We start from the raw sequence: 6,516 nt of genomic DNA, 5'->3' as shown, positions 1-6,516 counted from the left end.
CAGCTTGACGACAAGCACAATGGCGATATCCCGCCTGAAAGTTGGTCTCGACACCCAGGCGGCGAGTCGCGCGCGCAGGACGGGGCGAGGCGGATTCCTGTCGTTCAGCGTGATGGTCATGATCGGTCGATGGACGACTTCGGTTGAATTTATTCAGTCTGTTCAAAACGCGTGCGCAAATCGGCAAGCGCATGACACAGACAGCACAGCCGATGAATGGACGGGTCTGGTCCCATGTCACCGGTCGCGGTAACTCAAATCTTCACGAAAGAAGGGTGGCTCACGTTTGAGCGAAGTCAACAAACTCAGCGCTAGAACGCAGCGACGGCGATAGTTCGCCGATCTTGCGTTTTTTGTGTCTGTCAGCCATGGCTGTTTTTCAACGTTCGCGATTTGTTGTGACACGTCAAGTGGGCTGGGGAAAATGTGCGTAGTCTCAACACGGAGAACGCACCGACCTTGAGGCCTCGGGCGACAAGTGCAGCAGGCACATGTCCGGTATTGCAGTCCGTCGGGCCTCGCGGACAGCGGCTCGCTGCATGATCCCTTCATCGCTTTCGAAGCGATGACCGGGCGAATGAAGATTTGGGAGCATGGGTATGTCGCATCATTATCGAATTCTGGAGAAGATTGCCTTTTCAATGGTTGTATTGTCGGCCTTGGTCTGCTCGGTATTTATCGCTTACGAGAGATGTCCCGAATTCAGATTCGCCATGCAGTTTGAAAAAGAAATTCTGACCTGCAATCGCGGCTACTCGGCTATTTGTGCGGGCGTGGGTATCGGCTTGCTGGGAGAAGCGCTGGCTTACTGAATGCAGCAGATATCCGCCGGGGCCGAATCGCCAAATCGCCAATGCGCCAAATGAGCACCCCCCCGAGCCGAAAACACCGCGATTCAATCGAGCGATTTGCGAAAGCGCAATACGCTTAGCGTCAGCATGACTGCACCGAGCGCTGCCATTGCCGCGAACTGCGGCCATAGCACGGCGAATCCAGTGCCTTTCAGAAAAACCGAGCGCAGCACGACGAGAAAGTAACGCAATGGGTTGATCAACGTAATCCATTGCAGGACTTTGGGCATCGCGGCGATAGGAAACGCAAACCCCGACAGAATGAAAAGCGGATTGATCAGAAAGAAATTGAGCGCGAACGCCTGTTGCTGCGTGCGCGAGAAGGTGGACAGCAGCAAGCCGAGACCCAATGCGGCGAGCAGAAATAGCGATGCGCCGACCAGCATGACGAGCGGGTTGCCGACGAACGGAACCCTAAACCACCCTATGCCTACCGCCGTCACGAGAGCAACGTCGACAAGACCGATCAGAAAGAACGGCACGGTTTTGCCGAGGATGAACTCGACCGGCCTGATCGGGCTGACCATGATCTGCTCCAACGTGCCGATCTCGCGTTCGCGAACCACGGCAAACGCCGTGAGGCTGACCACCTGCATCAGCGTGAGCGTGCCGACCACGCCTGGAATGAAGAACCAGCGATCGTCGATCGTGTCGTTGTACCAGGGGCGCTCACGCAGCGTCACGGCGACCTCGGTGCGGGCGGGGCCCGAATAGTCCGACCATTGGTTGCTCATCTGATCGTTCTGGAACTGCGTGACGATCTGGCTGACGTAGCCCAGCGCGATGAGCGCGGTGTTGGAGTTGGTGCCGTCCACGACGACCTGCAGCGGCGCGCTCTGGCCGTTGCCGAGATGCTGCGCGAATCCGGCATGGATGACGAGCGCCATCGTCGCCTTGTCGCTATCGATGTCATGCGTGATATCGCGCTGCGTGCCGGCGTTATCGACCACGTCGAATTTACCGGTGGCGACGAAGTGCGAGACGAGGTTGCGGCTCGCCTGGCTGCGGTCCAGGTCGAGCACGGCAAGGCTCACATGATTGACGGTGAAAGTCGCGGCGTAGCCGTAGATGATCACCTGCAGCAACAGCGGCACGACCAGCCGGAACATCGCCCACCGGTCGCGCTTGAGTTCGAGAAACTCCTTCATCAACATGACCTGCAGACGGTCGAACATGATGGGCTAGTCCAGATGTTTGCGGAACGCCCGGGCGGCGATCCAGATGATGGCGAGCGCATACACGGCCAGAGCGAGAATCGGCACGGCGAGATCGGAAAGGGTGCTGCCTTTGAGGAATACGGCCCGCAGGATGGTGATGTAATAGCGGGCGTAGACGAGCAGCGTGGCAAGGCGAATGGGCGCGGGCATCTGGTCGATGGCGAAGGTGTAGCCTGACAGCATGCTGGTCGGCAGCATCGTCAGCAGCAGCGCAACCTGGCTTGCGCCGAGCTGGCTGCGAATGTGAACCGACACCAGATAGCCGATGCCAAGCACGACCAGCGTAAACAGCGCGGTCGTGACGATCAGGGTGCCGACGCTGCCGCGCAACGGCACGTGAAACCAGTAAACCGTGCTGAGCAGACAGAATGCGGCATTGACGAGTCCGATCACGAAGTACGGAAGCAGTTTGCCGAGCATGACTTCGAGCGCGGTGACCGGCGTGGAGATGAGTTGCTCCATCGTGCCGCGCTCCCACTCGCGCGAGATGGTCAACGACGTCAGCTGCGCGCCGACCAGCGCGAGAATGACCGCGACGACGCCCGGGATAATGAAGTTACGGCTGTCGAGCGTCTCGTTGAACCAGACCCGCGGTTCGAGATCGACCACGCCGACGGTTTGCGGCCGTATGCCGTGGTTTTGCCGCCAGCGCAACTGGAATTCGGCCGTAATACGCGCAATAACGTTCTGGGCGTAGCCGATTGCAATGTTGGTCGTATTGGCGTCGGTCGCATCGAACACGGTTTGCACCGTGGCGGTACCCGTCGTGGTGAACACGCGCGAGAAGTCGACGGGAATCGTGACGACGCCGGCACACGTGCCGCGATCCATCGCATCGCGCAATGCGCGCTCGTTGGTCACGTTCCGAACCGCGAGGAACCAGTGCGACGACACGAAGTCCTGCACCAGTTCACGGCTTAGCTGGCTGTGTTCCTCGTCGTTGATACATAGCGGCACCTGCCGGATATCGAGGCTGACGCCGTAGCCGAGCAGCACCATCTGCAACAGCGGCATCAGCAGCGCAATGGCGAGACTGCGCGGATCGCGCCAGATCTGCAGCGTTTCCTTGAAGGCCATCGCCAGCAGCCGCCGCAGGCTCATGGTGAGTGCACTCCCTTATCCGCGTGCGTGACCAGTTGAACGAACACATCTTCGAGGCTGGGCCGGATGGCGCGTACGGCGATAAACTCGATATGCCGTCCTGCAAGAAACGGCTGAAGCACGGTTTCAGGCACGCCCGGGTGCATCAGCACGTGCAGCCGGTCGCCAAAGATCGCGGCGTCGATCACTTCGGGCGCCTCGCGCAGCGCGGCGAGAGCCGCGCCAGGCGGCGCGCACACCAGTTCGAACAGATTGCCGCCGAGATTGTGTTCGCGCAGCTCATTCGGGCTGCCGATCGCCACCAGATGGCCCGCGTCGATCAGTGCGATGCGGTGGCAGTATTCCGCCTCGTCCATGTAGTGCGTGGAGACCAGCACCGTCACGCCGCCCGCGGCGAGGCCGTGAATCAGATCCCAGAACCGGCGGCGCGCCTCGGGCTCGACGCCGGACGTCGGTTCGTCGAGAAACAGCACGGGCGGACGGTGCAGATTCGCACAGCCGAGTGCGAGCCGCTGCTTCCAGCCGCCCGCGAGCGTTCGCACGAGAATATTTTCACGCCCTTCGAGTCCCGCGGTCGAAATGGCGAGCCGGATACGCTCGGCGATGTCGTGTCGCGGAACCCGGTAGATGCCACAGAAAAAGCGCAGGTTCTCGTAGCAGGTCAGGTCGCCGTACAGCGAGAACTTCTGCGACATATAGCCAATGTGCGAGCGCAGCGCCTCGGCCTGGGTGCCAATGTCGTAGCCCGCCACCGAAGCGCGCCCGGCGCTGGGCGAAAGCAGCCCGCACAGCATGCGGATGGTGGTCGACTTGCCCGCGCCGTTCGGCCCGATGAAGCCGACGACTTCGCCCCTGGCGATGGACAGGTCGAGCCGGTCGACCGCCGTGAACTTGCCAAAGCGCTTGGTCAGGCCGATTGCCTCGACGACGGGAGCCTCGGCGCTCATGTCGGGCTTCCCGACCCGACGAGCGCGACGAACACGTCTTCGATGCCCGGCTCGATGGAAGTGATGGTTGCGTTTGCAATGGCGCGTGTGGCAAGCCGCTCCTGCAATTCCGGCAGACGGCGCGCGGCGTCGTCAACGCGCACGTGCACGCGGTCGCCCATCAGCAACGCGCTCAGCACGCCGGGCGCATCCACGAGGGCGTCGTGAACCGCGCGCGGGTCTGCCGCGGCGATGGCGAACAGGGCGCCCGGCATGGCCTGCTTCAGCCGCGCCGGCGTGTCGCACTGGCGGATCTGCCCGGTATGCAGCAGCGCGAGCCGCGAGCAGCGTTCGGCTTCGTCCATATATGCGGTGGACAGCACGATCGTGACACCGCTTTCGCGCAGGTTGTACAGGATCGCCCAGAAATCGCGCCGCGACACCGGGTCCACGCCCGTGGTCGGCTCATCCAGCAGCAGCACGCGGGGCGTGTGAATCAACGCGCACACCAGCCCGAGTTTCTGCTTCATGCCGCCCGACAGTTGACCGGCGAGACGATCGCGGAATGGCACGAGGCCGGCGGCCTCGAGAAGTTCGCCGCTGCGGGTCCGATTGGCTTTGCGCGACACCCCGAAGAGTTCGCCGTAGAAGAAAATGTTCTCGGCGACGGTCAGGTCCTCGTACAGGCCGAAACGCTGGGGCATATAGCTGAGGGCAGCCTTTGCGCGTTCCGGCGCCGCTATCACGTCGATATTTTCCAGCGAGATCTGGCCGGCGTCGGGCCGCAGCACGCCAGCCAGCATGCGCATGATGGTGGTCTTGCCCGCACCGTCCGGCCCGACCAGACCGAAGATTTCCCCGCGTTCGATGTCGAAGCTGACACCCCGCACCGCCTGCACGGCGCCGAAACTGCGCGCCAGGTCGTGCGCGCGAATGGCCGCCGCTGCCGGGTCGGTGCTCATTTGCCCGCTGCCAGCAAAGCGATGGACGCATCGGCCGGCATGCCCGGCAGCAGTTCGTGCGTCGGGTTGTCGATGTCGATACGGATCCGGTAGACGAGCGTCACGCGCTCGGCGTGCGTCTCGACGGTTTTGGGCGTGAACTCGGCCTGCGGGGAAATGAAACTGATGCGCCCTTGGTAGCGCTTGCCGGGGTAGGTGTCGGTCGTCACGGTGGCGGCTTCGTTGAGGCGAACTTTGCCGATATCGGGCTCGTTCACATACGCGCGCAGCCAGACGTGATCGAGTTCATCGAGCGTAACGATCGCGACGCCCGATCCCGCGAGCTGCCCGAGTTCCGCTTCGCGTACTGCGATGACGCCGTCGAACGGCGCGCTCAGCTCGGTGTAGGAGAGCATCACTTCGTCGAGCTTGAGCTTCGCCGCGGCGGCGGCCTGATTGGCGCGCGCGAGCGTGATGTTGTTGCCGGCGACTTCCACCAGCGCCTTGTCGTGCGCGAGGGCCGCGGCGGATTGCCGTTCGGCGGTGAAGGCGAGGTCACGTGCCTGACGCGGAATCGCGTTGCCTTTCACCAGGATTTCCGCTCGCCCCAGGTCGAGCTGTTTTTCGCTGAGATCGAATTGATCGCTGACGACGTTGTGACGTGCCGCCGCCAAGGTGCTCTCATTGGCGCTGATCTGCGCCGTGGCAACTTGCAGGTTGGTCTGGTCGATTTCCGTCTGCCGTCGATACAGGCGATCGTCCACGCGCGCGAGCACGGTGCCGCGCTTGACGTAAGCGCCTTCGTCGAATGGCAGGTAGACAATCGGCGCCTGGACCTGCGTGAAGCTCAGGACACTCTCGTGAGCCTCGATGTTGCCGGACACGATGATATGGGTCGTATCATGATGGGAGCCGAACAGCACCGGCCAACGCCACACCACTACGCCGGCCGCGGCAAGAGCGACTAGCGCGAGCAGGGCCTGCATCCGGTGTTTCGATATGGCCATGGTTTTTGGTTCGGTTCAAACGCTTCCGGATGAAGAGATGCAAAACCGGAGATCGCCAGCCTGTGTATGGTGCGTCTGCTGAAGATAGAGCCGCTATCGCTCCGGCCAATTGACTCAAGTCAAGTTGGAACCCGGTAGGGGCCAGGTCGCGGCTGGTTTGCCGCTCCACGGCATGGTTGATGCATTGCGCCGGTCGCGTCATGTGCTGTCGGCGCGGCATCCGATACGTTCAAATCTGGTCTAGTGTTGTAGTCGTCATGCGGGCGCTACCGTCTGGAGCGTCGCGCGTGGCCGGCATGTGGCCGGGTTGCCCGATAACGTGACTCGCATCTGCGGCATCTGCCCGATTGCCTACCAGATGCGTTCGGTGCATACGATTGAAAATGCCTTTGGGATCGAGGTCGGCGGGCAGCTTCGCGCACTGCGCCGCCTCGTCTAGCGCGGCGAATGGATCGGCAGTCATGCGCTGCATG

7 protein-coding genes are annotated in these 6,516 nt (G+C 62.1%); 1 reads left to right on the top strand and 6 read right to left on the bottom strand.

All coding sequences use genetic code 11. The annotated features are described in order from the left end of the window. Nucleotides 1-599 precede the first annotated feature (599 nt). Nucleotides 600-812, top strand: a complete 213-nt coding sequence (locus P0D71_RS32960) for a hypothetical protein (protein ID WP_091793604.1) — start codon at nt 600-602, stop codon at nt 810-812. 83 nt (nt 813-895) lie between these two features. Here the strand turns inward: P0D71_RS32960 and P0D71_RS32955 are convergent, their stop codons facing one another. The 6 genes from P0D71_RS32955 to P0D71_RS36160 all read right to left on the bottom strand — a co-directional run bounded on the left by P0D71_RS32955 (nt 896) and on the right by P0D71_RS36160 (nt 6,515). Continuing rightward, nucleotides 896-2,026, bottom strand: coding sequence for an ABC transporter permease (locus P0D71_RS32955; protein ID WP_408483614.1), 1,131 nt, complete (start codon nt 2,024-2,026; stop codon nt 896-898). 6 nt (nt 2,027-2,032) lie between these two features. Next, nucleotides 2,033-3,169: an ABC transporter permease gene (locus P0D71_RS32950; RefSeq protein WP_408187221.1), complete on the bottom strand. Its 1,137-nt coding sequence runs from the start codon at nt 3,167-3,169 to the stop codon at nt 2,033-2,035. Continuing rightward, on the bottom strand, nt 3,166-4,116 hold the full coding sequence (locus P0D71_RS32945) for an ABC transporter ATP-binding protein (protein WP_408483613.1): 951 nt from the start codon (nt 4,114-4,116) through the stop codon (nt 3,166-3,168). Before P0D71_RS32945 ends, P0D71_RS32950 begins: the two co-directional genes overlap by 4 nt. Next, entirely contained in the window at nt 4,113-5,057 is a 945-nt protein-coding gene (locus P0D71_RS32940) for an ABC transporter ATP-binding protein (RefSeq protein WP_408353176.1), read from the bottom strand. Before P0D71_RS32940 ends, P0D71_RS32945 begins: the two co-directional genes overlap by 4 nt. Then, nucleotides 5,054-6,043 (bottom strand): HlyD family secretion protein, encoded by a 990-nt coding sequence (locus P0D71_RS32935; protein WP_408483612.1) that lies wholly within the window; start codon nt 6,041-6,043, stop codon nt 5,054-5,056. Before P0D71_RS32935 ends, P0D71_RS32940 begins: the two co-directional genes overlap by 4 nt. A gap of 229 nt (nt 6,044-6,272) precedes the next feature. After that, nucleotides 6,273-6,515, bottom strand: coding sequence for a hypothetical protein (locus P0D71_RS36160; protein ID WP_459252304.1), 243 nt, complete (start codon nt 6,513-6,515; stop codon nt 6,273-6,275). Nucleotide 6,516: the final 1 nt, after the last annotated feature.

Source organism: Paraburkholderia sp. RL17-383-BIF-A (genome assembly GCF_046028015.1).
Lineage (GTDB): Bacteria > Pseudomonadota > Gammaproteobacteria > Burkholderiales > Burkholderiaceae > Paraburkholderia.
Note: the sequence above shows the minus strand (reverse complement) of the source record. Positions and strands in the feature narration are given on the sequence as shown.

Excerpts from the sequence above, each read along its gene's own strand:
- P0D71_RS32960 (WP_091793604.1), top strand. The coding sequence starts at position 600 with ATGTCGCATCATTATCGAATTCTGGAGAAGATTGCCTTTTCAATGGTT.
- P0D71_RS36160 (WP_459252304.1), bottom strand. The coding sequence starts at position 6,515 with ATGCAGCGCATGACTGCCGATCCATTCGCCGCGCTAGACGAGGCGGCG.
- P0D71_RS32945 (WP_408483613.1), bottom strand. The coding sequence starts at position 4,116 with ATGAGCGCCGAGGCTCCCGTCGTCGAGGCAATCGGCCTGACCAAGCGC.
- P0D71_RS32950 (WP_408187221.1), bottom strand. The coding sequence starts at position 3,169 with ATGAGCCTGCGGCGGCTGCTGGCGATGGCCTTCAAGGAAACGCTGCAG.
- P0D71_RS32940 (WP_408353176.1), bottom strand. The coding sequence starts at position 5,057 with ATGAGCACCGACCCGGCAGCGGCGGCCATTCGCGCGCACGACCTGGCG.
- P0D71_RS32935 (WP_408483612.1), bottom strand. The coding sequence starts at position 6,043 with ATGGCCATATCGAAACACCGGATGCAGGCCCTGCTCGCGCTAGTCGCT.
- P0D71_RS32955 (WP_408483614.1), bottom strand. The coding sequence starts at position 2,026 with ATGTTCGACCGTCTGCAGGTCATGTTGATGAAGGAGTTTCTCGAACTC.